Annotated in this window: 18 protein-coding genes and 1 pseudogene; 6 read left to right on the top strand and 13 right to left on the bottom strand. The window is 61.1% G+C overall.

The features are described 5' to 3' along the window. Positions 1–771: an SDR family NAD(P)-dependent oxidoreductase gene (locus tag P0D96_RS32970; RefSeq protein ID WP_408317757.1), complete on the top strand. Its 771-nt coding sequence runs from the start codon at positions 1–3 to the stop codon at positions 769–771. A 45-nt stretch (positions 772–816) separates the two neighbouring features. Next, complete coding sequence (locus tag P0D96_RS32965) at positions 817–1,905, top strand: ABC transporter ATP-binding protein (RefSeq protein ID WP_408317755.1); 1,089 nt, start codon at positions 817–819, stop codon at positions 1,903–1,905. Between the two features lie 66 nt (positions 1,906–1,971). On the opposite strand, the gene P0D96_RS32960 is transcribed toward P0D96_RS32965, so the two are convergent. Then, a complete protein-coding gene (locus P0D96_RS32960; RefSeq protein ID WP_408317753.1) occupies positions 1,972–2,871 on the bottom strand; it encodes a LysR family transcriptional regulator in 900 nt (299 codons plus the stop codon). Between the two features lie 265 nt (positions 2,872–3,136). Between P0D96_RS32960 and P0D96_RS32955 the strand changes: the two are divergent. The 4 genes and pseudogenes from P0D96_RS32955 to P0D96_RS32940 all read left to right on the top strand — a co-directional run bounded on the left by P0D96_RS32955 (position 3,137) and on the right by P0D96_RS32940 (position 7,422). Beyond that, positions 3,137–4,266: pseudogene (locus P0D96_RS32955) on the top strand (porin). Positions 4,267–4,311: 45 nt separating this feature from the next. Beyond that, positions 4,312–5,607, top strand: a complete 1,296-nt coding sequence (locus tag P0D96_RS32950) for an MFS transporter (protein ID WP_408317751.1) — start codon at positions 4,312–4,314, stop codon at positions 5,605–5,607. 56 nt (positions 5,608–5,663) lie between these two features. Next, on the top strand, positions 5,664–6,572 hold the full coding sequence (locus P0D96_RS32945; RefSeq protein WP_408317749.1) for a polysaccharide deacetylase family protein: 909 nt from the start codon (positions 5,664–5,666) through the stop codon (positions 6,570–6,572). Further along, positions 6,556–7,422 carry an amidohydrolase family protein gene (locus P0D96_RS32940; RefSeq protein WP_408317747.1) on the top strand — a complete coding sequence of 289 codons (867 nt, stop codon included), beginning with the start codon at positions 6,556–6,558 and terminating at the stop codon, positions 7,420–7,422. The genes P0D96_RS32945 and P0D96_RS32940 overlap by 17 nt, the downstream gene beginning before the upstream one ends. Before the next feature lie 29 nt (positions 7,423–7,451). Here P0D96_RS32940 and P0D96_RS32935 read toward each other — a convergent pair whose 3' ends face one another. From P0D96_RS32935 to leuC, 12 genes are all read right to left on the bottom strand, one after another. Continuing rightward, positions 7,452–7,850, bottom strand: a complete 399-nt coding sequence (locus tag P0D96_RS32935; protein WP_408317745.1) for a RidA family protein — start codon at positions 7,848–7,850, stop codon at positions 7,452–7,454. A gap of 106 nt (positions 7,851–7,956) precedes the next feature. Continuing rightward, positions 7,957–9,057 carry an alanine racemase gene (locus P0D96_RS32930; RefSeq protein WP_408317743.1) on the bottom strand — a complete coding sequence of 367 codons (1,101 nt, stop codon included), beginning with the start codon at positions 9,055–9,057 and terminating at the stop codon, positions 7,957–7,959. 35 nt (positions 9,058–9,092) lie between these two features. Next, positions 9,093–10,034, bottom strand: coding sequence for a glutamate cyclase domain-containing protein (locus P0D96_RS32925; protein WP_408317741.1), 942 nt, complete (start codon positions 10,032–10,034; stop codon positions 9,093–9,095). 47 nt (positions 10,035–10,081) lie between these two features. Next, positions 10,082–11,383 (bottom strand): MFS transporter, encoded by a 1,302-nt coding sequence (locus tag P0D96_RS32920; RefSeq protein ID WP_408317739.1) that lies wholly within the window; start codon positions 11,381–11,383, stop codon positions 10,082–10,084. A gap of 235 nt (positions 11,384–11,618) precedes the next feature. Next, complete coding sequence (locus P0D96_RS32915; RefSeq protein ID WP_408317737.1) at positions 11,619–13,091, bottom strand: MDR family MFS transporter; 1,473 nt, start codon at positions 13,089–13,091, stop codon at positions 11,619–11,621. A gap of 553 nt (positions 13,092–13,644) precedes the next feature. Next, entirely contained in the window at positions 13,645–14,928 is a 1,284-nt protein-coding gene (gene oxlT, locus P0D96_RS32910; RefSeq protein ID WP_408317735.1) for an oxalate/formate MFS antiporter, read from the bottom strand. Positions 14,929–15,064: 136 nt separating this feature from the next. Beyond that, positions 15,065–16,684: a gamma-glutamyltransferase family protein gene (locus P0D96_RS32905; RefSeq protein ID WP_408317733.1), complete on the bottom strand. Its 1,620-nt coding sequence runs from the start codon at positions 16,682–16,684 to the stop codon at positions 15,065–15,067. A 90-nt stretch (positions 16,685–16,774) separates the two neighbouring features. After that, on the bottom strand, positions 16,775–18,109 hold the full coding sequence (locus tag P0D96_RS32900; protein WP_408317731.1) for an amidase: 1,335 nt from the start codon (positions 18,107–18,109) through the stop codon (positions 16,775–16,777). Next, positions 18,106–18,366: a hypothetical protein gene (locus P0D96_RS32895; RefSeq protein ID WP_408317729.1), complete on the bottom strand. Its 261-nt coding sequence runs from the start codon at positions 18,364–18,366 to the stop codon at positions 18,106–18,108. The genes P0D96_RS32900 and P0D96_RS32895 overlap by 4 nt, the downstream gene beginning before the upstream one ends. An 818-nt stretch (positions 18,367–19,184) precedes the next feature. Beyond that, entirely contained in the window at positions 19,185–20,516 is a 1,332-nt protein-coding gene (locus P0D96_RS32890; RefSeq protein WP_408317727.1) for an MFS transporter, read from the bottom strand. Positions 20,517–20,620: 104 nt separating this feature from the next. After that, positions 20,621–21,262: a 3-isopropylmalate dehydratase small subunit gene (gene leuD, locus P0D96_RS32885; protein ID WP_408288376.1), complete on the bottom strand. Its 642-nt coding sequence runs from the start codon at positions 21,260–21,262 to the stop codon at positions 20,621–20,623. Beyond that, complete coding sequence (leuC, locus tag P0D96_RS32880) at positions 21,255–22,670, bottom strand: 3-isopropylmalate dehydratase large subunit (RefSeq protein ID WP_408317725.1); 1,416 nt, start codon at positions 22,668–22,670, stop codon at positions 21,255–21,257. The genes leuD and leuC overlap by 8 nt, the downstream gene beginning before the upstream one ends. Positions 22,671–22,792 lie beyond the last annotated feature (122 nt).

Here is a 22,792-nt window from a genome sequence, read left to right as displayed (position 1 = left end):
ATGATTCCGAATGAAATCGCGGACAAGGTCTGCCTGGTGACCGGTGCGAGCCGCGGGATTGGCGCGGCGGTGGCACGCGGCCTCGGCGCCCGTGGTGCGAAAGTGATGGTTCATTACCGCAGCGGACGTGCGCAAGCCGAGGCCGTGGCCGCCGACATCGAGCAGCATGGCGGCACCGCCCGCCTCGTAGAGGGCGACATCGCGCTACAAGGCACCGCCGAGCGGCTAATTCGGGAAACGGTTGAGACCTTCGGGCGGCTGGACGTGCTGATCAACAATGCCGGCGACCAGATCTCGCGCGTCGGCATTGCAGAGTTTCCCGACGAACTCTTCGAGCGCCATATGGCGATCAACGTGCGGCCTGTGTTCGCCGCATGCCGCGCGGCAGTGCGCCAGTTTCGAAGTCAGGAGAGCGGCGGCAACATCATCAACGTCAGTTCGGTCGCGGCACGCACCGGTGGCGGCGCGGGCTCCGCGGTCTATGCCGGCGCGAAGGCCTTCATGTCGACATTTTCGCGTTCGATCGCGAAGGAACTCGCGCCGGAAGGCATCAGGGTGAATGTCGTCTCGCCCGGGGTGATCACGACCGACATGCAGGACCGCGTCACCTCGCCCGAACAGCTGAAGGCCACCGCGACGCAGATCCCGATGGCGCGCATCGGCGACCCGGAGGACTGCGTCGGAACCTTCCTTTACCTGTGCTCGGATCAATTGAGCGGCTACGTGACCGGTCAGGTCGTCGAGGTCAATGGCGGTCTGCTGATGCCTTGAAGCAAGCGTCCCGCCATTCATCTATCCATTCCCGGAGTCACCGCTTTGGCAAACCTCAGCATCCACAATGTTAAAAAGTCCTACGGCTCTCACTCCGTCATTCAAGATATCAGCGTGGATATCCCGGATGGGGAATTCGCGGTGCTCGTGGGTCCTTCCGGCTGCGGCAAGTCGACATTGCTGCGAATGATCGCGGGCCTCGAGGACATCACGTCGGGACAGATCCGCGTGGCAGGGCAGGTCGTGAACGACGTGTCGCCCAAGAACCGCGACATGGCGATGGTGTTTCAGAACTACGCACTTTACCCGCACATGACGGTTGGGCAGAACATGGGATTCTCGCTCAAGATCAGCAATGTCCCGAAGGCTGAAATCGCGCAGCGCGTCAGGCGTGCCGCTGAGATTCTCGCCCTCGGTCCGCTCCTCGAACGCTATCCTCGCCAACTCTCGGGCGGGCAACGCCAGCGCGTCGCAATGGGACGGGCGATCGTGCGCGATCCGCAAGTCTTCCTGTTCGACGAGCCGCTGTCGAACCTCGATGCCAAACTGCGCGTCGCCATGCGCACCGAGATCAAGCAGCTTCATCAACGCTTGCGGACGACGACCGTCTATGTCACTCACGATCAGGTCGAGGCGATGACGCTGGCCGACAGGATCGTGGTGATGCGCGACGGTGTCGTCGAACAGGTGGGTGTGCCGCTCGAAGTATACGATCAGCCCCGCAACGTGTTTGTGGCAGGGTTCATCGGCTCGCCGGCCATGAATTTTTTGCGGGGCGCGCTTGTCGATGGCGACAAGGAAACCGAGTTCCGTTCCGATAGTGGCTTGACGGTTCGCCTCGGCCGCCAACTCAGGGCGGACCATTCAAGGCCGGTGATCCTCGGAATACGTCCCGAGCATTTCGTCATCACGGAGGATGGCACGCCGACCGAAGTCGTGGTCGTCGAGACGACCGGCTCGGCCACTCAGATCAATGTCCGTTACGGCAGCGACGAGATCGTCTGCGAGTTTCGCGAACGCGTTCTCGCGCGACCGGGAGAGCGCCTGTGCATCGCTCCAATACCGGACGCCCTACACCTGTTCGACGCGGAAACCGGCCGACGTTTGCCGGAGCTCGACCGCTCCCTGTCCTGATAAACACGCCGTACGCCGGTCTCGCGCTGTACGGCGCGCAATAAATAGTCCACTCCCGCTCGCCGACTACCCCGGAATAAGCACGCGACTGCGCGTGAGCACCTCTTTGGCCAGCTCCACGATGGTATCCGCGCCGCTAAGACACTCTTCCTGATAGGCGACAAAGAACCCTTGCTGAGTGATTGGCCGCTCAGTGTTCAGCACGTGAATCAGCCCGGAATCGATCTCTGCGCGCATTATCGCGGGCGACAACACGGCCGCCGCATGTCCGGCCGCGACGAGCCGCGACATCATCGACAGGGAATTGCATGAGCTGATGTTGTCCGGATTGCAACCTGCGCTGCGAAACCAGTTCATCACCAGCGAATGGTTCGATGACGGTTGCGAGACGGTGATGATCGGCACCGACGCAAGATCGTGAGGTGCGATCTTGTTGTTAGGCACGAGTTGCGGTGAAGCAACCCAGTGCAGATCGGTGTAGCCGATGGCGGTCTCGACCACGTGGGGCGCATCGGTGGAATCGTTCAGTATCGCTATGTCAAGTTCGTGCGCACCAAGCTTGCGTCCGAGCGCGACGCCCACATCGATCGTGAGTTCGATCTTCATGTGCGGATAGCGCGTCTTGAGTTGCGTCAGTAGATCCGCAAGCCCAGCGTGGGCGATGGACTCGATCGCGCCAAGGCGTAGAAGCCCGTACATGGGGTCGGTACGCTTCGCGATCTGTTCGAGTTTCTCGGCGAGCTTCAGCACCTGTTCCGCATCGGCGAGCGCATCGCGGCCTGCGAGCGTGAGTTCGGAGCGCGTCCGGCTGCGCGTGAAGAGCTGCACGCCGAGATGTTCTTCGAACTCCTGGATACGCGCCGAAATGGTCGGCTGCGTGAGATGTTGATGACGCGCCGCCGCATGAAACCCTCCCAACCGCGCCACCCAGTAAAAGGTTTCAATTTGCTGAAGAGAAATACGCATGATCGAAGGTTTCTATCAGATGGTCTCGCTAACTTTGATTATCTCCCGGAAAAAATGGATTCGTATACTCGGTGCACTCTTTGGTTGCCTCTCAATTGACACGGAAGCGTGGCGCGTCATTGATCACTTTGCAGCAAGACAGTCCGTAGGCTCCGATTGCCCCGCGCGCAATCTAACACTGCCCGGTCCCGAGATACGAAGTGGTGCGCGGTTTATCACAAGATCGGCATATAAATCCTCTGACGATGAATTGGGAATCCTTATGATAAGGAAGTCACTGCTCGCTCTCGCACTTTCGAACGCGTTCGCTATTCCAGCGTTTGCGCAAAGCAGCGTCACGTTGTACGGGATGATCGATGAGGGGCTGACCTACGTCAGCAACTCCGCCGGCCATAGTCAATGGGCCCTGCAAAGCGGCGTCGAGGGCGGCAGCAGATGGGGTTTGAAAGGTAGCGAAGATCTCGGCGGCGGCACGAAAGCGATCTTCCAGTTGGAAAACGGCTTCAACGTTTCCACGGGCACGCTCGGGCAGGGTGGTCTGGAATTCGGCCGTCAAGCCTACGTCGGCCTGACGAACCAACGCTGGGGTACGCTGACATTCGGCCGCCAGTATGACCCGATTGTCGACATGATCGGGCCGACCACTTCCAATGGCCAATGGGGTGGCCTGTTCTCGCACCCGAGCGATATCGACAACACGGACAATGCCTTTCGCGTAAACAACTCGGTCAAGTATGTCACGCCGACCTGGGCAGGCCTAACGGCCGAAGCGATGTACGCCTTCGGGGGTGTCGCCGGCGACTTCCGCCAGAAAAGCACGATCGCCGCTGGCGCGAATTATCGCAATGGTCCGCTGTACCTTGGCGCCGCATACTTTTACGCCACCAACCCCGCGCAACAGTTTCCGGATGGTGGTTTCAAGCCGAACGCCATACCGGGCGTGTCGAACGGCCAGGGCGCATTCGGCTATGTCGGCAATCCGGGCAACATGCAGAACATCGGCGTGGGCGGCGCGTACACGATCGGGCCGGCGCGGGTCACCCTGGCGTACACCAACACAGGTTCGAGGACGCGAGCGGCGTGGCAGGTAACACGGTCACCTTCAGCAACTACGAGATATGGGGGCAATACCACGTGACGCCAGCGACGACTCTGGGCGCCGGCTATACCTTCACGGAAGGCAAGGTGGACTACAACGGCGCGAGACCGAAGTACAACCAGGTCAACCTGCTAGCGGACTACGCTCTCTCCAAACGCACCGACGTCTACCTGAACGCGGCATATCAGAAGGCTGCTGGAGGAGCAAACGCGGATATCTATCAGGGTTTCCCGGGATCGGAATCGAGCACGACGACGCAATGGGTCGCGCGTGCGGCCCTGCGCGTGAGATTTTGATAGCGCCGCTCGAGCGGCAACCATTACTGAAGCAGGGGAGTGAACATGAACACGAGAATGGCAGCGCTGGCGCACGGCCGTAAATCATCGGTTCGATGGAGGATCTTCTGGTTCCTGCTCGTGCTGATCACGATCAACTACGTGGACCGCGCTTCGCTGTCGGTCGCGATGCCCCTGATCTCGAAGGAGTTCTCGCTCTCGCCGATGGTGCAAGGCTTGATTCTGAGTTCGTTCTTCTGGTCGTATACGGTGATGCAGATTCCGGCGGGCCTGCTGGTCGACCGCTTCAAGCCGCGCATCGTGATCACGGTGGCGACACTCGTCTGGGGAGGCTTCCAGGCCGGCGCGGGATTCTGCACGAACGCTGCTTCACTGCTGCTCATGCGCCTCGGTCTTGGGTTCGCCGAGGCGTCGATCGCTCCCGCCGGCGGTAAGCTCAATGCGCTATGGCTGACGCGCAACGAACGCACAAGGGGCGCGTCGCTAATGGACGGCGGCGCGCCGCTCGGCGCAGCGGTGGGATCGCTGTTGATCTCGGCGTTGATCGGAGTATTGGGCTCGTGGCGCCTCGCGTTTGTGGTTGCGGGTGTCGCCACGACGCTGGCCGGCGCCCTGGCCTGGGTCTATATCCGCAATCATCCGCGTGAGCATCCGGCGGTCAACGAAGACGAAGCATCGTTCATCGAGCGTTCGCACGAGGAAGAACTGGAGCGCGAGCCGGGCAACGCATCCGGGCGTGCAATCGACTTTCTGAAGTATCGCTCCTTCCTGTTCATGTTCTTCGGCTTCATGTGCTGCAACACGTTGTTCAATGGATTGCTTACGTGGATGCCGAGCTATCTGATCAAGGAGCACGGCCTCGATATCCGTCAAATGGGTGGGTCGAGCTTCATCATCTACTTTTCCGGCTTCGCCGGCGAACTCGTCGGCGCGTGGCTTGCGGATAAGTGGCTGGCGGCGGGCGGCAGGCCGAACACGGTGTTGCGTACGATTTTCGGCGCGGCTGGCGTGATTGCCACCGTCTCGGTGTTTTCGGTGGCTTACTTGTCCAGCGCGACGCTGGTCGTCGCGTTGCTCTCGTGCACGGTTTTCTTTTTGCGCTGGGGCAACCTTTACTGGTGCATTCCACCTTTGCTTGCCACGCGCAACAAGGTCGGCACACTAGGTGGTTTTCTGAACCTGGGAGCGGCGGTCGGCGGCATTGGCGCGCCGATTCTGGTCGGCGGGATTGTCCAGACGACCGGTTCGTATTTTCTCGCCATGATGTTTTTTGCGGCGACCGGCGTTGGCTTGCTGCTCTGCTCGCTCGGCATCGATTACGAGAAGAAGTTGCCTGTATGAGACCGGCGCTACCGCTTTCCGGTCTTCAATTAACAACCGTCAGTAAGGACGCTTTGATGAACCCAGATGACTCGTATAGCCAGCCTTGGCAATGGCCTGAAGCCCATTGGCGGAAGTTGGTCGACCAGGTACGCGCGGGACGCGCGCTTCGCCCCAATGGCTGGCCTGCTGGAGCGCGCTGCGCGGTGGCGCTCTCATTCGATTGCGACCACGAAACCAGTGAATTGCGCGAGGGCGGAAAGTCGATCGGCCGGCTCAGTTGGGGGCAGTACGGTAGCCGGGCGGGCATGCCGCGCATTCTCGACGTGCTGCGCAAATATGCCGTGCCGGCGTCGTTCTTCGTACCCGCGGTCACTGCCCTTTTGCATTCGGAAGAGGCACGCAGTATCGTCGGCGACGGCCACGAAATCGGCCTGCACGGCTGGATTCATGAACTGAACTCGGTGCTCCCGCATGAGGCGGAACGCGATCTGTTGCTACGCTCGGCGGACACGCTCGAGACCATCACCGGGCAGCGTCCTGTGGGCATGCGTACGCCGTCATGGGATTTCAGCCCGCATACGCTGTCCATCGCGCGCGAAATGGGATTGCGCTACGATTCGTCGCTGATGGCCGACGTCGACTGCTATGAACTGCTCGAGGCCGGCGTGCCGAGCGGTCTCGTCGAACTGCCCGTCGAGTGGATTCGCGACGACGGCGCGTACTTGATCATGAATCGCTTCGAGGCGGTGCGGCCTTATACTTCGCCGGCCGACGTCTACGATATCTTTCGCCGCGAGTTCGATGCGGCCTATGCGGAGGGTGGGGTCTTCCAGTTGACGATGCATCCGCACGTTACCGGTTACCGGTCGAGGATATGGATTCTGGAAGAAATCATCCGGCACGCGCAGTCGTTGCCGGGAGTGTGGTTCGCGACACATCGCGATGTCGCCGAATGGGCACTTGAACATGCACAACCGACCTGAATCCAGTGCGCGATCCGGCGGCGCCGGGCAGCCGCGCTTTCCGGTTCCGCCGAAGGCAACCGATAGTCACCACCACATCTACGATGCGCGGTATCCAGTCGATCCGTCAGCGCAGTTGCAGCCGCCCGACGCGACGGTCGCCGACTATCGCGCGCTGCAGCGGAGGCTGGGTGTCGAGCGACATGTCGTCGTTCAACCGTCTACGTATGGAACGGACAACCGATGTCTGCTCGATGCCTTATCGCAATTCGGAAAGACCGCGCGCGGTATCGCGACCGTGCCCGTCACCGTGACGGATGGTGAGTTGGCCGGTCTTCACGATATGGGCGTACGCGGGCTGCGCTTTAACCTCGAATACCTGGTCGGCGTCACTGTATCGATGATGGCGCCGCTCTCGAAACGGATCGAACCGTTCGGCTGGCACATTCAGGTCAATGCCACCGCCGCGCAGCTACTCGCGCATCGGCAGTTGCTTGCGAGTCTGTCGTCGCCGCTCGTGATCGATCATATGGGGCAGATCCCGCAACCGGACGGCACGGAGCATGCCGCGTTCCGGATGGTCGAGGCGCTGCTGGCCGGCGGCCGTACCTGGGTCAAATTGAGCGGCCCCTATCTCGCGTCGAAAAGCGGAGCGCCGGTCTACGCCGACGTCGGCGCTGTCGCGCTTAGATTGGCCCGGCTTGCCCCGGACAGGATGCTGTGGGGAACGGACTGGCCTCATCCGACGCAAGCGGCCGACAACAAGCCGGACGCTGCCCATTTGGTGGATGACCTGGCGCTGTGGATACCGGATGAATCGACGCGGCATCGAATCCTCGTTGAAAATCCTGCGAGGCTTTACGGCTTTTAGCATGCGTGCGGCACGCCGCGCCGCCTGGTTCAATGCTTGCCGATGTAGGCAACCACGTCGATCTCTACGAGTACACCTTGCAGACCGGCTTCCACGGTCGTTCTCGCCGGCTTGTGCTGGGCAAACCAGTTCGCGTAAAGCGCATTGAAGCGGCTAAAGAGCGTCAAGTCGGTCAGATAGACCGTGACCTTGACGACATCCTGCAGTCTCGCGCCGGCGGCCGCCAGCACCCGCTCGACATTCGCGAGCGTTGCACGGGTCTGCTCTTCGATCGAGTCGCCGATCAGCTTCCGGTCGGCGTCGCGCGGCGTCTGGCCGGACAGGAAGACGAAGTCGCCCGCGATCATCGCGGAAGAATAGTGCCCGCCTGGTTTGAGGTCCGTTGGATTGACGCTACGCAGTGCGCGGGACGTGCCGCTATCGTTCATGTTTTTTCCCTTCGCCTTGATCTGGTGTTTTTCCAACTTGCCGTATGACGTGCGTGGCTGCGTGGCGTCGCTTCAATCGACTTCTGCCCGCCACGAGCCTTATGGCCTATCGACGGTTCCCGAGTTGCTCACGCACTTCCCACGACCCTTCCGCGGTGAGCACAATTGCGCTGGGGTAGAGATAAGCAGTCGTGCAAGCGTGGCGCGGCAATAGCATCACCCGGTCGCCGACTGCCAGATCGGTGTTTTCGACCACGACGTGCTCTTCGCTCATCATGACGATCTTGCCGTCCCAGCGAAAGCGCTCGGCCAGCGGCTTGTCCGGCGAGATCGCCTTCGAGCCCGCATCGAGTGTGGCGGTCGTGCTATTGCGTGAAATCACCGTGGCCAGCACATAGGCGCTCGGCGTCCAGCCGAGCGCAGGCAACTCCAGGTCGTGTTGAGCGCTCGAATAGGCCCAACTGCCGGGGGACACGAAATCGGCGAGTGTGAGCGGCCACAGATCGAACGTATAGCTGCCCCCGGCGATGAGCCTTCTCGACAATCCTTCTGCCTCGGCGGCGCGCGCCAGCGCCGTGACTTCTTCTACGATGGCGGCCACCCGCTTGCGGCGTGTGGCATTGTCGAGATCATGGATGTGGCCGTCGTAGACATGCCATCCTCCAAAGCAGCCGAGCGTGGCCAACTCACGGGCCAGTTGCAGCGTCGCCGTTGCTATCGGCGCTCCGGTTCTGCCCATGCCGGCATCCAGATCGATAAGCAGCGAGAGATTGGGCAACTGCACCCCATTTGTCGCGAGTCGCCACGCGGCTACGCCTGCCGCCGAGTCGACGAGCGCCTCGACCCGTGCGTCCGGATGAGCATGCGCCAGCGCGAGCACGGTACGGATATGAGCAGGGTTCACAGTCGGATACGCCCAGACGACGTGTTTCGCGCCGGCCTCGAGCACCATCGCCACTTCCGCCACGGTCGCGGTCTTGAATGCGGTTACGCCCTCGCGAATCAGTCTCTTGACGATCCACCCTGCGCGATGCGTCTTCACATGCGGCATGAGGCGTTCCACCCCTCCACACGCGCGGGCGGTCGCATGCAGGTTATCGACGATGCCGCGCTCGGATACGATGAAACACGGTGTCTGCAATTCTTCTGGCAAGCTGGCGGCCCATGACGGCGCACGTTTGAGAGCGGTACTCGAAAGGTCGAACATGGTTGGTGCGTTAAGAGAAGAAAAGGGCGTCGCGCTCACGAGTGCGACGGCGCTGCGAGATATCCGTCAACGTGAGCTCTGAGCTGACTCAGCACTTGTGCATGCTGTTCCCACGACAGCCGGTCGACGCTCATCTTCGGCGTAGCGGGGCGATCGATGCGGCTATCGTCAACCGCCTGCCCGATGTCGACGGCCGCGGCTAGATACGCCCGGTCGCGCTCCGGCGTGAAATCGGTGAGCAACCGCGCGGCCGCATCTCGCGGCGCGACCATCGCCATCGCGGATACCAGGCCCCAGCCGCCCCAGTTCGAGACGCTGGAAACGATCAGGTAGTCGGCGGGAATGGCTGCGCTGATCAATGGGCCGTTGGGAATGTCGTCGTGGACGATTTCTTCGGGCAGCACGCCCATGCCGATTTCATTGCCGCCGTCGCCGATGCCGATCGTGACCCACGGACGCGGCCACTCGGGATCCTCGAACAGGAGATGCAGCGGAGCGGTATCGTCGGACATGTCGGCGCCGTACTCGCGGTGCGGCTTGCCGTCGCTCGCGGGCGACACCCGCTCGATCGCGATCATATGCGTGATCGGACGTTCAGCCTCGCTGAGCCGGGCTCTTAGCGACTTGACCGATGTGGCGCTCACTGAGGTAATCTCGAACGCCACGTCTTTCGGCAATTCCGTTGTAACAGCCCAGACCGCCTTGCAGCATGGCGCGTCCGAGATCACCGTCACCGGTATGCCGAGGTTCGAAAGTGCGGCGGCCAGGTGGGCCATGCCGCCCAGTCCGTCCGTCTCCGGAGAGGGCGGGACGGCATTGCGTATGAAGAAGCCAGTCACGATACCGACGTGGGCGTTGGGCGTGCTCATGATCGAGCGCGCGGCCGCTTCCAGCTGACCTTCAACGAACCGTTTCATGCGGCCAATATCGCGCCGGACGGTTTGGCCAATGATGTCTTCGACTTTTGCTATTCCCATTTTCCAATCTCAGTAGCAACGTTGTTCATGCGAGGCGCGGCGATGGCTTAGACCGGAATCTTCGTTTCATAATCGATTCCGATCGAACAGAGCATGAGGCCGACGCCCATTGCGGCGAAACACATCAGCGCGAGGAAATAGGAGCCGGTGAATTGAACGATCGCGCCGATCGCGATCGGGATCACCATGCCGCCGATATTCCCACCGAAGTTGAGCAGACCGCCGAGCACGCCCACCTTGTTGCGCGAGGCGAGCATGGCGGGGATCGACCAGTACAGACCACCCCAGCGCAGAAAGAAGAGCGTGATGGACAGCAGGATCACGACCATCGTGGGGCTCGTCGCATGTGCGACTGAAAACACCGCAATCGTGGCAACCACGCCGGCGATACCGAAGATCGTGCGCATGACGCGGTTCGGCGCGGCACCGCTCGCGAGCCACTTGTCGGCGACGTAGGCACCGAAGAGTTCGCCGATGAAGCCGCAGAAGAAGATCACGAAGCTGGCGCCGCCCATCTGCTGAATGTTGAAGCCCTGCACTTTCTGCAGATAGGTGGGCATCCACGTCAACAGGCCGTAGTAAAGCGTCGTGCAACACATGAAGCCGACGAACATCAGCAACACTGAGCGATACCTGAAGAAATCGAGCGAGTTGCCTGACAGGTTTTTCGCTTCCTTTTCATCTTCCTTTCGGCGGGCCTGTTCGATATGTTCCGCTTCGGCTTCGTTGACTCCGGCGTGATCGCGCGGTTGATTCTTGATGTAGTACCAGGCGCCTACGCCGCATAGGACCGTGCCGACGCCGGCGATCGCGAACGCTGTGCGCCATGAGTGCGCCACGACGATCAGCCAGGTGATCAGTACTGATCCGAGCGCCGCGCCGAGCGGTGAACCGCCGTCCATCAACGATGCGCCACGAACCCGCTCATGCTGCGTGAGCCACATCGCATTGAGCGCACCTCCCGCCGAGGCCACGGGCGCTTCCGCCACACCGAGTCCGAGCCTCGTCGCGAGCAAGGACATTGCATTGGTTGTCAACGCGCCAAGACCCTGGAAGGCACCCCAGAGCAAAGTGCACAGCGCGAGGACCAGCCGCGGCTTGAAGCGGTCGACTGCCATGCCGCCCGGAATCTGCATCAGCGTGTACGACCAGAAAAACGAACTCATGATGAGGCCTTGCATGACCGGCGTAAGCGTGAACTCGCTTGCGATCATCGGCATTGCGACGGACAGGGATGCACGATCGATGTAGTTGACCGTGACCAGCAGCAACATGATGAGAAAAATCTTCCAGCGAACCGATGTCTTCGGCTGGGCGTACGCCACGACCGCTGCGGGTGCTCTGCTCATGCCTGCTTCTCCTGACTCGCTATTTGAATGTCACGTACATGCGCGGCGCTGTGCGCATCGGCGATGGATGAACTGGTCATCTGCCACGCCGCAGGCGCCTGTTCCGTGCTGGTTAAAAATTGAGTATAGGTGCGCGGCTCTGAGTGGAGATAATCGAAAGTGACCCGGGCAATCGATAGAAATCGCCGATCATGCGCTGGGTCAAAGGTGACTCGGTGAGGAAAAGGCCGGCGTATCAATTGGTTGTAGGTTCGCTCCTTTGCACGAGCTTGATGGTGGGTACAAGCAACAAGGAGACGACCGCGCCGATCGATATCACCAGGACGGACGAGAACGTGAGATGGAGGGACTGGTGGAGCGCAACTCTCACCGCAGCGTTGACGATAGCGTCGCCCGGTGCCGAGCCAAGAAGCTGTCGCAACTGATCGGAGGTAAACTCTGCGGTGCCGGTGGAATGAGTCAGCCCATAGTTCAGAACCGCACCAAACACGGTTGCACCAAGCGTACTGCCGAGGTTGCGGGAGAAGAGGTTGGATGCCGTCGCGCTACCGCGTTCCGAAGGCCTGACGATTTCCTGGATCAGAATAAGTGAGCTCACGCTAACTATTCCCATCCCAAAGCCCATGATCAACGACCCGATTCCTGCAAACAGCGGTGTGCTCTCTGGGGTCAGTGCTGCGAAGACCACGGCGCCAATCGGCAAGAACACGCTGCCGGCGATGAGGGTGCGCCGCAGTCCGATCCTATGGAAGGAACGTGCTGCAATGGTAGCGCCCGTTGGCCAACCGACCATTATCATTGTCAAGGCGAGGCCTGCCACCACCGGGGATCTGCCCAAGACGCCCTGTACATACATGGGAAGGAAGCTGGTCAGCCCCATTAGCGCCATTCCCGAAAGGACAGTGGCGGCATTACATGCCGCGATTGGCCGATGGCCCCATAAGGAAAACGAAATCATGGGGTCGGCGGCCCGTTGCTCCTGAAGAATGAAGAGTGCGCCGAATATCACGAACAGAGCAAACTCGAGGATGGTTAGAGTACTGATGGATGTCCCGGCGCTCGTCAGCGCCACCATGAGAGCGCCGATGCATGCAGCGAAAAGCGCTGCGCCGAGGATATCGATCGAGGGGCGTTCGCGCCTCTCCTGTTCGTGTAGAAAGACGATGAAACCGGCGGCGGAGGCGAGGCCAATTGGGATATTGATCCAGAAGATCCATGCCCATGAAAGGTCGCGAATGAGCATGCCACCCGCCATGGGCCCGATGACCGCAGCGATGGCCCAGACACTGGCGAGATAACCCTGGATTTTCCCCCGCTCGCGTGCTGGATAGAGGTCGCCCACAATGGTGAGCGCAACAGGCTGGATCGCACCAGCGCCAACACCTTGAATCAGTCGAAACGCGATCATTGCAGGCATGGACCGGGCAAAGCCCGCGAGCACTGACCCCACCAGAAAGATGGCGATGCCAACGAGCATGGTGGGCTTACGACCGTACAGGTCAGCGAGCTTGCCGAATACGACGGTCATTGCGGTCTGCGTGAGCAGAAACGAGGAGAAGACCCAGCTATAAAGATGCAGACCGCCCAATTGAGTCACGATCTGCGGCATCGCTGTAGACACAATGGTCGCTTCGATAGCGACCATAGCCATTGACGCCATGACCGATGCAATCACGAGCGGTCGTACTGTTTTCAGGTGTTGTGACATGCTGTTTTGTAGAAGGGGCGCCGCCCGCGATCAGACTTGCTCCTGTAACTCGAGAGGATCTCGGGCCATTCTGGAAAACTAGCGTGACGCGGCCATGAAGATCAGGACGTCTCGATAAGCGCGTTGGGGCGAGTGAGCGGCTCGCGCCCACGGACGATATACTCTATCAAATAAGTCGTCATGTGAAGACTTATTTGATGCTTAGTGGGCGCCAGCGAGCCTTGAAGTCAAACCAAGCGATGTCACAAAAGTGAGTTGATGGACGGGGACGTTCCGTCGACGGTCAAACGGAAATACGGATTTCTCATTTGACTTATCGCTGAAGGTCGATTGAAAGCAGTCTCAATACGTTTGCTATGCGCTCTATGAAACGTTGCTGACGCACTGGTGGTTGTGGCTCGTTTTTATACTCGTCGCCTGAAGACATAATGATGCCGCCGATCTATACCAATGGCATCGCCAGACATGCGCTCGAGACGAGACTGCCCCGCCAGCAGGGTCGGAGCGTGCCGACCCTGCTGCGCAGGGCCGCCATTAGGCGCGAAAAGACAGGCTATCCAAGCACTCGCACAAAACGCGCGCGAGCCGGCTTCAACACGAACATTGCAAGGACGGCAGTACTCAGATCGAGCACGATCGCGCATCCGAACACTGGCACCCAGCTGCCGGTGTGCTCATGCAGCAACGCGGCCAGCGGGCCGCCGAAGATCGAGCCAATCCCGAACGAGATGTAAAGCCAGCCGTAGTTCGTGGTCGCATAACGGGTACCAAACGTGTCGGTCAGGGTCGAAGGGAACAGCGAGAAAATTTCGCCCCAGCCGAAGAACACCACGCCGGACAGCAGTACGAACAGGACCGCGTTTTCGCGCGTCAGCAGCCAGAGCGCCATCGCCACACCTTCCAGCGCGAACGCGAAACACATCGTGTTTTCCCGTCCCAGGCGATCCGATATCCAACCGAACAGCGGACGGGTCAGACCGTTCGTGAAGCGGTCGATCGTCAGTGCCAGCGGCAACGCGGCGAGCCCGAAGACCAGCACCTTGCTGACGCCGAAGTCGGCGGCGAAGCTTGCCATCTGCGACGTAACCATGAGGCCCGAAGTAGACATCATCGTCATCATCACGAACATCAGCCAGAACAGCGGCGTCTTAAGCATCTCGGATGGGCGGTAGTCGAGCGTCGAGCCTCCTGACTGGGATACTGCCGAGCCGATACTGTCGGCCGCAGGCGGTACTCGCAGGCCCTGCGAGGCGAGGAGGCCGACCGCCGCGAAGATGATGCCGTATAGCCAAAGCGTGGATTCGACGCCGTGCGTTGCCAGCGATGCAGAGATCGGAAAGGTGGTGACAATGGCGCCCATGCCGTAGCCCGCGGCCGCGACACCGGCGGCGAAGCCGCGTCGATCGGGGAACCAGCGAACCACGAATCCCACCACGCCGACATAGACGATGCCGGTTCCGAGACCGCCAATGCAGCCATACGTGAGGTACAGCATCGATGTACTGTGCGCAAACGAAGCCAACACCCAGCTCACGCCTGCCAGCAATGTACCGATCGAGATCAGCATGCGCGGCCCGAAACGATCAATCAGCGCACCTTGGAATGGTGAAAAGAATGCCTGCAGCAGCACCAGCAGTGAGAATGTCACTTGCAGTTCCGGCAGTGCGATGCCGAGCTTGGCCATGAGCGGCTTCGTCATCAGGGTCCATACATATTGCGGACTCGAAATCGTCATCATGCAAACAAGGCCGAGTCCGAGCTGGATCCAGCGAGTATGCGAGGCTGTTTGCGCGGCGGGCGGGGCGGCGCCTTTCAGTGCTTGCGTGGGGGTGTTCAACGTGTTTCTCCGTTTGGGATTGATGTATCGACAGATGGACAGACGTGCGCCGTCCTTGACGTCAGCGCAAACGCTCGCGGGCCGTCGGTTCAAAAAGATGCGGGCGGCGTGGCCGCCCGCTGTCTAGCAGGCGCGCTTACCAGCCAGCCGCGGCGCCGTCGCTGCGCGGGTCGAAGCCTGCTTCCAGACATCCGTTGCCGTGCCGGACAATCGCGCCCGCGTGGCCCATTGCTTCGTCGTACGGCCGCATCTGCTCGACGTCATGGCCGAGACGACGCAGCGCATTGAATGTGTCGACCGGAAACCGCGCCTCCAGCTTGAGCGATTCATTGGTTTGCCCCCAGGTCCGGCCCAGCAGCCAGCGAGGCGCGTCGATAGCGGCTTGCGGATTCCAGCCGAAGTGCGCGATCCGCGAAAAGACGGCGCTTTGCGATTGCGGCTGGCCGTCGCCGCCCATGTTTCCGTACACCATCGTGCGTCCATCGGCGAAGCGCGCGAGCGCCGGGTTCAGCGTGTGAAATGGACGTCGCTTAGGCGTAAGCGGGTTGCGCGCAGAGGGATCGAGCGAGAAGCTGCAACCGCGGTTTTGCCAGTTGATGCCCGAATCTGCGAGCACGAGGCCGCTGCCGAACTCGTGATAGATGCTCTGGATGAAGCTGACCGCCACGCCATCGGCATCGATCACGCCGAGCCACACTGTGTCGGCCGGTCCGAGACCGCGACCCCACGGTGCTGCCGTGGACATCGAAATCCGCTCGGCCATCGCGTCGAGTACACTCGGCGCAAGCAGCGCCTGTGGATCGATGTCCATGTAATCCGGGTCGGTGATGTGCTTGTCGCGTATGGCGAACGCGAGCTTGGTTGCCTCCACGCACGCGTGGACGTACTCGGGCCCGAGCGGATCCATATCGTCGCGCAAGACACGGTCAAGCACACCGAGAATCTGCAACGATACAAGCCCCTGTGTGGGCGGCGGCATGTTGTAGATCGTGCCGAGCGAATGCGTGAGCGCCAGTGGCGTGCGCAGCCTTGCGCGATGCCGTTCAAGATCCGCTAGCGACAGAGGACTTTCGAGGGCGCGCAGGTCGGCCGCGATGCTGCGCGCGAGATCGCCCCGGTAGAAATCGTCGAGACCCGCGTGGGCGAGACGCTCGAGCGTCGCGGCGAGGCGCGGCTGCACGAAGCGCTCGCCGATGGCCGGCACGCCCAGCGGGTTGTCGCTCGTCAGAAACGTCTCGGCGAACCCCGCGACTGACTTGAGTTCGTGCCGCTTGAGCGCGACGCATTCGGACTGGCTGCGCGTGACCGGGATGCCACCCCCTGCGTAGGCGATTGCGTCTTCCAGCAAGCGCGCGACCGGCAGCTTGCCGCCGAGTGTGTCAGTGGACCAGCGATGCGCCAGCGACCAGCCCGACACTGTTCCGGCCACCGTGTTCGCCGCCAGCGGGCCGCGAAACGGTATGGATTGCAGGCCGCGTGCGCGGTAGGCATCGATCGTCGCCGCCGATGCGGCCGCGCCACATGCCTCGATGCCGACGGGCTCTTCGCCCGGCCGCGAAATCAACCAGAAGCCGTCGCCGCCGATACTGTTCATATGCGGATACACCGCTGCGATGGTCGCCGCGGCGGCAATCATTGCCTCGACGGCATTGCCTCCGTCGCGCAGGATCGCGAGCGCGCTTTGCGACGCCAGCGCATGGGGTGTGACCGCCATCCCGCGGATGCCGCGCACGGGGTTCAAAAAATCTGCTCTCATGTTTCCTCAAAAATCAATCGATCATCGCTATCCGCTCAGCCGCCGCGGGTTTGGATCGCGTCATACTTGCTGCACACAACGAAGCTGGCCTCAGCGAGAAGCAACTGCGATGTTCCAGCCAGTTCTACCTTCCACCCACTCGGCAAGCGACAGCAAAGCGGCATCGTGCTGACCCGCGCCGACCAGTTGCACGCCAAGCGGCAGTCCGTCCGGACCGAAGCCAACCGGTAACGTCACCGCCGGCACGCCGAGGAAGGTCCAGGGCGTGCAGAACGCCGCATCGCCCGTATAGTCGAGCCCACGGGGCGCCTCGCCCGACGCGGGCGCTACCAGCAGCGCGTCGAGTCGCGCCGCTTCGGTCAGCCAGCGGTCGAAGCGAAGCGCCATCTTTGTCTGCAATGCCTTGGCTTTCGCATACTCGGTCGCGGGTAAAGCCCGGCCATCTTCGACCAGAGCCGTGATCGATGCGCTGACAAGAGCCGGCGAACGGTCTACCAGTTCGCCGTGTGTCAATGCGGCTTCAACTGCGAGCAGGATCGAAGCATGCCGCGCAGCGTCGGCCAGTTCGGCAGGCAAGTCGGCAGCGACGATTTCCGCGCCATCGGCACGCAAACGTAGGGCAAGTTGATTCAGCACATGCTGCTGCGCTTTGTCGATCGGTCCACCGATCTGCTCGCGCAACACGCCGATGCGCGGCGGCCGTTTTGCCGCATCGCCAGGGACTTTCCCTTGGCGGCTGTTATGCGACGCGTGTGGATCGTCCGCGTCGCTGCCTGCCAGAATAGCTAGCGCATGAACTGCGTCAGCGACATTGGTGGTGAAAACGCCGAGGTGATCGAGCGACCCTGACAACGGCAACACGCCGGTCCGTGCAATCGTGCCGTAACTCGGCTTTACCCCGACCACGCCGCAATACGCGGCGGGACGGATGACGGAGCCGAACGTCTGCGTGCCGAGCGCGAGGGGCACGATGCCTGCCGCAACGGCGGCAGCGGAGCCGCTCGACGAGCCGCCAGGTGTGTGATCGCTATTCCACGGGTTGGTCGTTGCGCCGGGCTGACGCCAGGCGAACTCGGTGGTGACCGTTTTACCGAGTATCGTGGCACCGGCTTCGCGCAAACGGGCGACCACCCATGCATCCTGGTCGGGCCTGCGCCCTTCGTAGGCCGGCGATCCATACGCGGTGGGCATATCGGCTGTATCGATCAGGTCCTTTATGCCGACTGGGACGCCCGCGAGCGGCGCGTCGCGATCGGCACGATTGACGATCGGCGACGTCGGCAGATGGATGAACGCTTGCAACTCCGGTTGCAGCCGTTGCGCGTCATTGAACGCCTGTTGCACAGTCTGCTCGACGGTGCGGGTTCCCGTGCGGATCGCGTCACGGATTTCGCGGATGCTGGGGGAGGGGGAAGAATGGTTCATTTCGCAGCGAGTGCCTGATGAATGAAGTTCTGCGCGATGAAGGTGTTGTATTTCGGCTGCTGCTTCAGGTTGCCGAGCGCGATCTGCGTATCCATCGCAACCGTCAGCGATTTCGGGGTGATGTCGACATTCCTCGGATACACGCCTTCGTCCAGCATGCGTTTTACCGCGGCGTTCACGATCTTTGGATCAACGACCGAGCCCTGCTCACTGGAATAAGATTTTTGAATGTTTCGCAACGCTAGTTGTACTGGCATGCCGGACCTCGTGCTGAACTTGAATCACTTCGCGCTTCGCTCGCGTGCCCGCTACGCGCAGCGTCGGTACACGGTTGGTTGATGCCTGTGAAGCGTCTGTTCCTGGGGACACTCGGTTGTTGGTTTCGCCGGTTGTCGGCGATATATAGATGCAAATAGCAACAATTGAAATATCCACATTGATTCGGTTTGCACGAAGCGTGCCATGGTGCGAAAACACCATATGCAACAGCGAATCGAGTATTTCCACGTGGAAGTGAACACGCTGCCATGTTCGGAAAGTGTGCAGATACGCGCAACGAAGGTGCATCAGGCACGGCAAAATTGGTGACGCACCGTCTCTGGGCGAAACACAAACGTTCGGCGGCGAAAGCCGCTGCAAGACATTCAGGATCGGAAACCGTTGCGAAAACTGCCTTCAGAATTGAGGCGCCGTACCAACGGTTACATCAGAAGGTTTATGGTGTGGCTCGGGTTGCGCTGGATACAGCGTCTTGCCAGTTCGATCCAGGCGTCGTTTTGGCCAGGGCACATGCGGTATGAAGTGTCGCTTCGACCGCCGCGCATAAATGCCGTGGCGTCGGTGGGCGGCCGAAAAACACGGCTTCCCACCGACGCCAGAGAGTGCTTTCCGGGTAGCAGCGTTTCTATCCAATGATTTGTCACAAGGGCCATGACGTTCACGCGTGTCAGGAGCGTTCGACGCGTTAGCGGTTAGGCAACGGCGTCTGCGTCGTTATCACCCTGGTCAGGTTTTGTATGGCATTTGCACACTGATCCTATTTGCGAAAAATCGGGAGCTGCTTCTCTCGACAGAATCAGGAGACTGTGGGTGTAACGGACGACTCAGTTTGCCGACGGCCGAACATCCAGCAAATGACCGCCGAAACGATCAGCGTGCCGCTAACGAAGTAGAGTCCGAACGAGTAGTCGCCGCTAATTTCGCGTAGCTTGCCGATGACCATCGGGCCGATCGTGCCGCCTATCAGACTGCCCATCGCATTGATCAATGCGATGCCCGCAGCTGCAGCCGAACCGGAGAGGAACTGCGTGGGCATGCTCCACAGCGGCGGCTTCGCAGCGTTGATGCCAAAATTCGCGACCGACAGTCCGACGATCAGGAGCAGTGCGGAGGGTGCATACCCGGCAAGCAGCATCCCTGCGCCTGCGGCCAGACATGCGATCGACACGTGCAATCTGCGTTCGCCGGTGCGGTCGGAGTTTTTTGCCCAGAGCACCATGCCGACGACGGCGACGACATTGGGAATTGCGTTGACGAGGCCTAGTTCGAAATAGCTGAAGCCGAAGTGGCTAATGATCATTGGCGCCCAAATGCCAATCGCGTACAGGCCAGTCGACGTGCCCGCATAAACGAGGGCGAGGGCGAGCACTCGCGGATCCTTCGTGGCCGCCCATACGCTGGATGCCGCACCGGTCGCCTTGGCGGCGCGCTCCCGGTCCATCTCGAGCGTGAGCCACTCACGCTCGTCGGTATCGAGCCAGCGAGCATCTTCAGGCTTGTCGGTCAGGAAGAAGAACGCGATCACGCCGAGCGCGATGGTTGGCGCCGCTTCGAGAATGAAGAGCCATTGCCAGCCATGAATCTGTGCGATGCCGTCCATGCCCATGATGGCGCCGGAGATCGGCGAGCCGATCATGTTCGATAACGGCGCGGCGGTCATGAAGATCGCCGTCACGAGCGCTCGGTGCCGGGCCGGGAACCAATAGCTCAGGTACAGGATGATGCCGGGGAAGAATCCAGCCTCCGCCAGCCCTAGCAAGAAGCGCAGCACATAGAAGCTATATGGACCGCTGACGCTCGCGGTCCCAGCGGAGAGGCCTCCCCACACGACCATGAGCAACGCGATCCACCGCCGCGCGCCGACGCGCTGCAGCGCGAGATTCGACGGCATGCCGAACACGATGTAGCCGACGAAGAAGATTCCCGCACCGAAGCCGAACATCGCTGGCGTGAGCCCGATGTCGTGATTCATCGTCAGGCCGGCGAAGCCCACGTTGACTCGGTTCAGGAAGCTCACGAAGTAGAGCGCGATGATGAATGGCACGATGCGCCATGTAATCTTTTTGACTGTGCGCGTTTCTAGCGCGTGCGCGTCCGGCACGGTGGCGCGTCTGGAAGGCTGGGGCATGGTCGTCTCCCGCCGGCGCGGTCCGCGCGCCGGTCTCGTTATCAGGTTGAAAATTGCGTGGCTCGATGCTGACACGCACGCATGGAGAGCGTGCGTGCGTCCATTTACGACATGCTGCCTTGCTGGGCGGGAAGATCGATGCGTGCCCACGGATTGGCTGCCCAATGCCGCTTTTCAAATGCATCGATCTGGTCGGACTGCCGCAGTGTCATCTGGACCATGTCGAGACCGTCCAGGAACATGCGTTTTTGCCTGGGCGGGATCGAGAACGCGTGGCGCTCGCCCGAAGCGGTCACGACAACTTCGTTCTCGACGTCGATCGACAACTGTTTAGTCTCCGCATGAGCAAGTTCGGCAACGAGTGCATCGACTATTTCCGGCGCGAGCGTCACGAGCAGCAGGCGATTGTTGCCGGCGTTGAAGTAGAAGATCTCGCCGTAGCTCGGAGCGATGACCGCTTCGATACCGGCTTGTTGCAGCCCCCACACGGCGTGTTCGCGGCTCGAGCCACAGCCGAAATTCGAACCGGCGATGAGAATACGTGCGTCGCGATATTCCGGGCGATTCAGCACGAACGTCTCGCGCTGCTGACCGCGGTCGTCGTAGCGCAGGTCGTAAAGCAGTCCACGCGCGAGCCCCGACTTGTCGATGCCGAACAGAAACTGCTTCGGCATGATCTGGTCGGTATCAAGATTGTTGATCGGCAACGGTGCTGCGGTGCCCTGAATGAGACGGCGATCAGCCATGTACAAGCTCCTTGCGAATGTCGACGATATGACCCGCGATCGCGGCGGCAGCGGCCATTGCGGGACTCATCAGGTGTGTCTTGCTACCACGGCCCTGGCGGCCTTCGAAGTTGCGATTGGTCGTCGAAGCGCAGCGCTCGCCCGGCGCCAGGACGTCGTCGTTCATCGCGAGGCACATCGAACAGCCGGGCTGGCGCCACTCGAAGCCCGCGTCGATCAGGATCTGCGCAACGCCTTCGCGCTCCGCCTGGTCGCGGACCATGCCGGAACCAGGAACGACCATGGCGCGAACCGATGCCGCGACCTTGCGTCCCCGCACCATAGCCGCAGCCGCTCGCAGATCTTCAATGCGCGCGTTCGTGCACGAGCCAATGAACACACGATCGATTGGCGTGCCCTCGATGCTTGCGCCGGACGGCAGCGCGATGTAGTCGAGTGCCTTGCGCGCGGTTGCTGCGTCGATGCCGGTTGCCGTGTCGACCTCGGGAATGTGCCCGTCGACGGGAATCGCCTGGTCTGGACTCGTGCCCCACGTAACATAGGGCGCGATTTGCGATGCATCGACACGATGTTCGACATCGAAGAGAGCATCGGGGTCCGAGCGCAGCGAGCGCCATGCGGCCGTCGCGCTTTCGAGCGTCGACGTATCCAGATCGCGCACGCGGGCCCGCACGTAGTCGATCGTCGTGTCGTCCGGTGCAATCAACGCAGCGCGCGCGCCGGCTTCGACCGTCATGTTGCACAGGGTCATTCGCGCCTCGGCAGAAAGCGAAGCGATCGTCGATCCCGCATATTCGAGCGCGAAGCCGCGGGCGCCTTGTGCGCCGATACGGGCAATGATGTGCAGTACCAGGTCCTTCGACGTGGTGCCAGGTGGCAGTACGCCGTCGACGGTGATCCGCATGTCGTTCGCCACGCGATAGACGAGCGTTTGCGTCGCGAGAACGTGTTCGACTTCGGAGGTGCCGATCCCGAAGCCGAGTGCGCCGAGCGCGCCGTAAGTCGTCGTGTGACTATCGCCACACAGCACGACCATGCCAGGCCGGATCAGTCCGATTTCCGGTGCGACGACGTGCTCGATCCCCTGCGCCGGATCGTTCACGTCGAACAGGTGGATGCCTTGCGTGACGCAGTTGCGTGTGAAATTCGCGGCTTGCTTTGATGCGTCGACGATGTCGATCGTGCGGGCGGCAACCGGCACCGCACGCGTCGGGATGACGTGGTCGACAATCCCCATCTGCTGCCGTGGCCGGCGCACGAGGAGGTCTTTCTCAGCGAGTCCGGCGAACGCCTGCGGACTCGTGTACTCGTTCATGATATGCAGGTCCGCATACAGCAGCACATGCTGTTCGTCGAGGCGGTCGACCGTATGTGACGCGACGAGCTTTTGATAGAAGGTGTGCGGCATGGACTCCTCTGGCCGGTTGAATCTGAAGCGTGGGGCGCGGTCATGATCGACCGATGAGCGGGAGTCTAATTCGCCAATTCCGTTATAGAATTCAGTAGAATCTAAACTACTCTTAAATTAAA

The sequence above is a fragment of the Paraburkholderia sp. RL17-347-BIC-D genome, from assembly GCF_046027915.1.
In the GTDB taxonomy this organism is placed as follows: domain Bacteria; phylum Pseudomonadota; class Gammaproteobacteria; order Burkholderiales; family Burkholderiaceae; genus Paraburkholderia.
Note: the sequence above shows the minus strand (reverse complement) of the source record. Positions and strands in the feature narration are given on the sequence as shown.

Excerpts from the sequence above, each read along its gene's own strand:
- P0D96_RS32915 (WP_408317737.1), bottom strand. The coding sequence starts at position 13,091 with ATGTCACAACACCTGAAAACAGTACGACCGCTCGTGATTGCATCGGTC.
- P0D96_RS32945 (WP_408317749.1), top strand. The coding sequence starts at position 5,664 with ATGAACCCAGATGACTCGTATAGCCAGCCTTGGCAATGGCCTGAAGCC.
- P0D96_RS32970 (WP_408317757.1), top strand. The coding sequence starts at position 1 with ATGATTCCGAATGAAATCGCGGACAAGGTCTGCCTGGTGACCGGTGCG.
- leuD (WP_408288376.1), bottom strand. The coding sequence starts at position 21,262 with ATGGCTGATCGCCGTCTCATTCAGGGCACCGCAGCACCGTTGCCGATC.
- P0D96_RS32895 (WP_408317729.1), bottom strand. The coding sequence starts at position 18,366 with ATGCCAGTACAACTAGCGTTGCGAAACATTCAAAAATCTTATTCCAGT.
- P0D96_RS32925 (WP_408317741.1), bottom strand. The coding sequence starts at position 10,034 with ATGGGAATAGCAAAAGTCGAAGACATCATTGGCCAAACCGTCCGGCGC.
- P0D96_RS32905 (WP_408317733.1), bottom strand. The coding sequence starts at position 16,684 with ATGAGAGCAGATTTTTTGAACCCCGTGCGCGGCATCCGCGGGATGGCG.
- leuC (WP_408317725.1), bottom strand. The coding sequence starts at position 22,670 with ATGCCGCACACCTTCTATCAAAAGCTCGTCGCGTCACATACGGTCGAC.
- P0D96_RS32940 (WP_408317747.1), top strand. The coding sequence starts at position 6,556 with ATGCACAACCGACCTGAATCCAGTGCGCGATCCGGCGGCGCCGGGCAG.
- P0D96_RS32890 (WP_408317727.1), bottom strand. The coding sequence starts at position 20,516 with ATGCCCCAGCCTTCCAGACGCGCCACCGTGCCGGACGCGCACGCGCTA.
- P0D96_RS32935 (WP_408317745.1), bottom strand. The coding sequence starts at position 7,850 with ATGAACGATAGCGGCACGTCCCGCGCACTGCGTAGCGTCAATCCAACG.
- P0D96_RS32920 (WP_408317739.1), bottom strand. The coding sequence starts at position 11,383 with ATGAGCAGAGCACCCGCAGCGGTCGTGGCGTACGCCCAGCCGAAGACA.
- P0D96_RS32950 (WP_408317751.1), top strand. The coding sequence starts at position 4,312 with ATGAACACGAGAATGGCAGCGCTGGCGCACGGCCGTAAATCATCGGTT.
- P0D96_RS32930 (WP_408317743.1), bottom strand. The coding sequence starts at position 9,057 with ATGTTCGACCTTTCGAGTACCGCTCTCAAACGTGCGCCGTCATGGGCC.
- P0D96_RS32900 (WP_408317731.1), bottom strand. The coding sequence starts at position 18,109 with ATGAACCATTCTTCCCCCTCCCCCAGCATCCGCGAAATCCGTGACGCG.
- P0D96_RS32960 (WP_408317753.1), bottom strand. The coding sequence starts at position 2,871 with ATGCGTATTTCTCTTCAGCAAATTGAAACCTTTTACTGGGTGGCGCGG.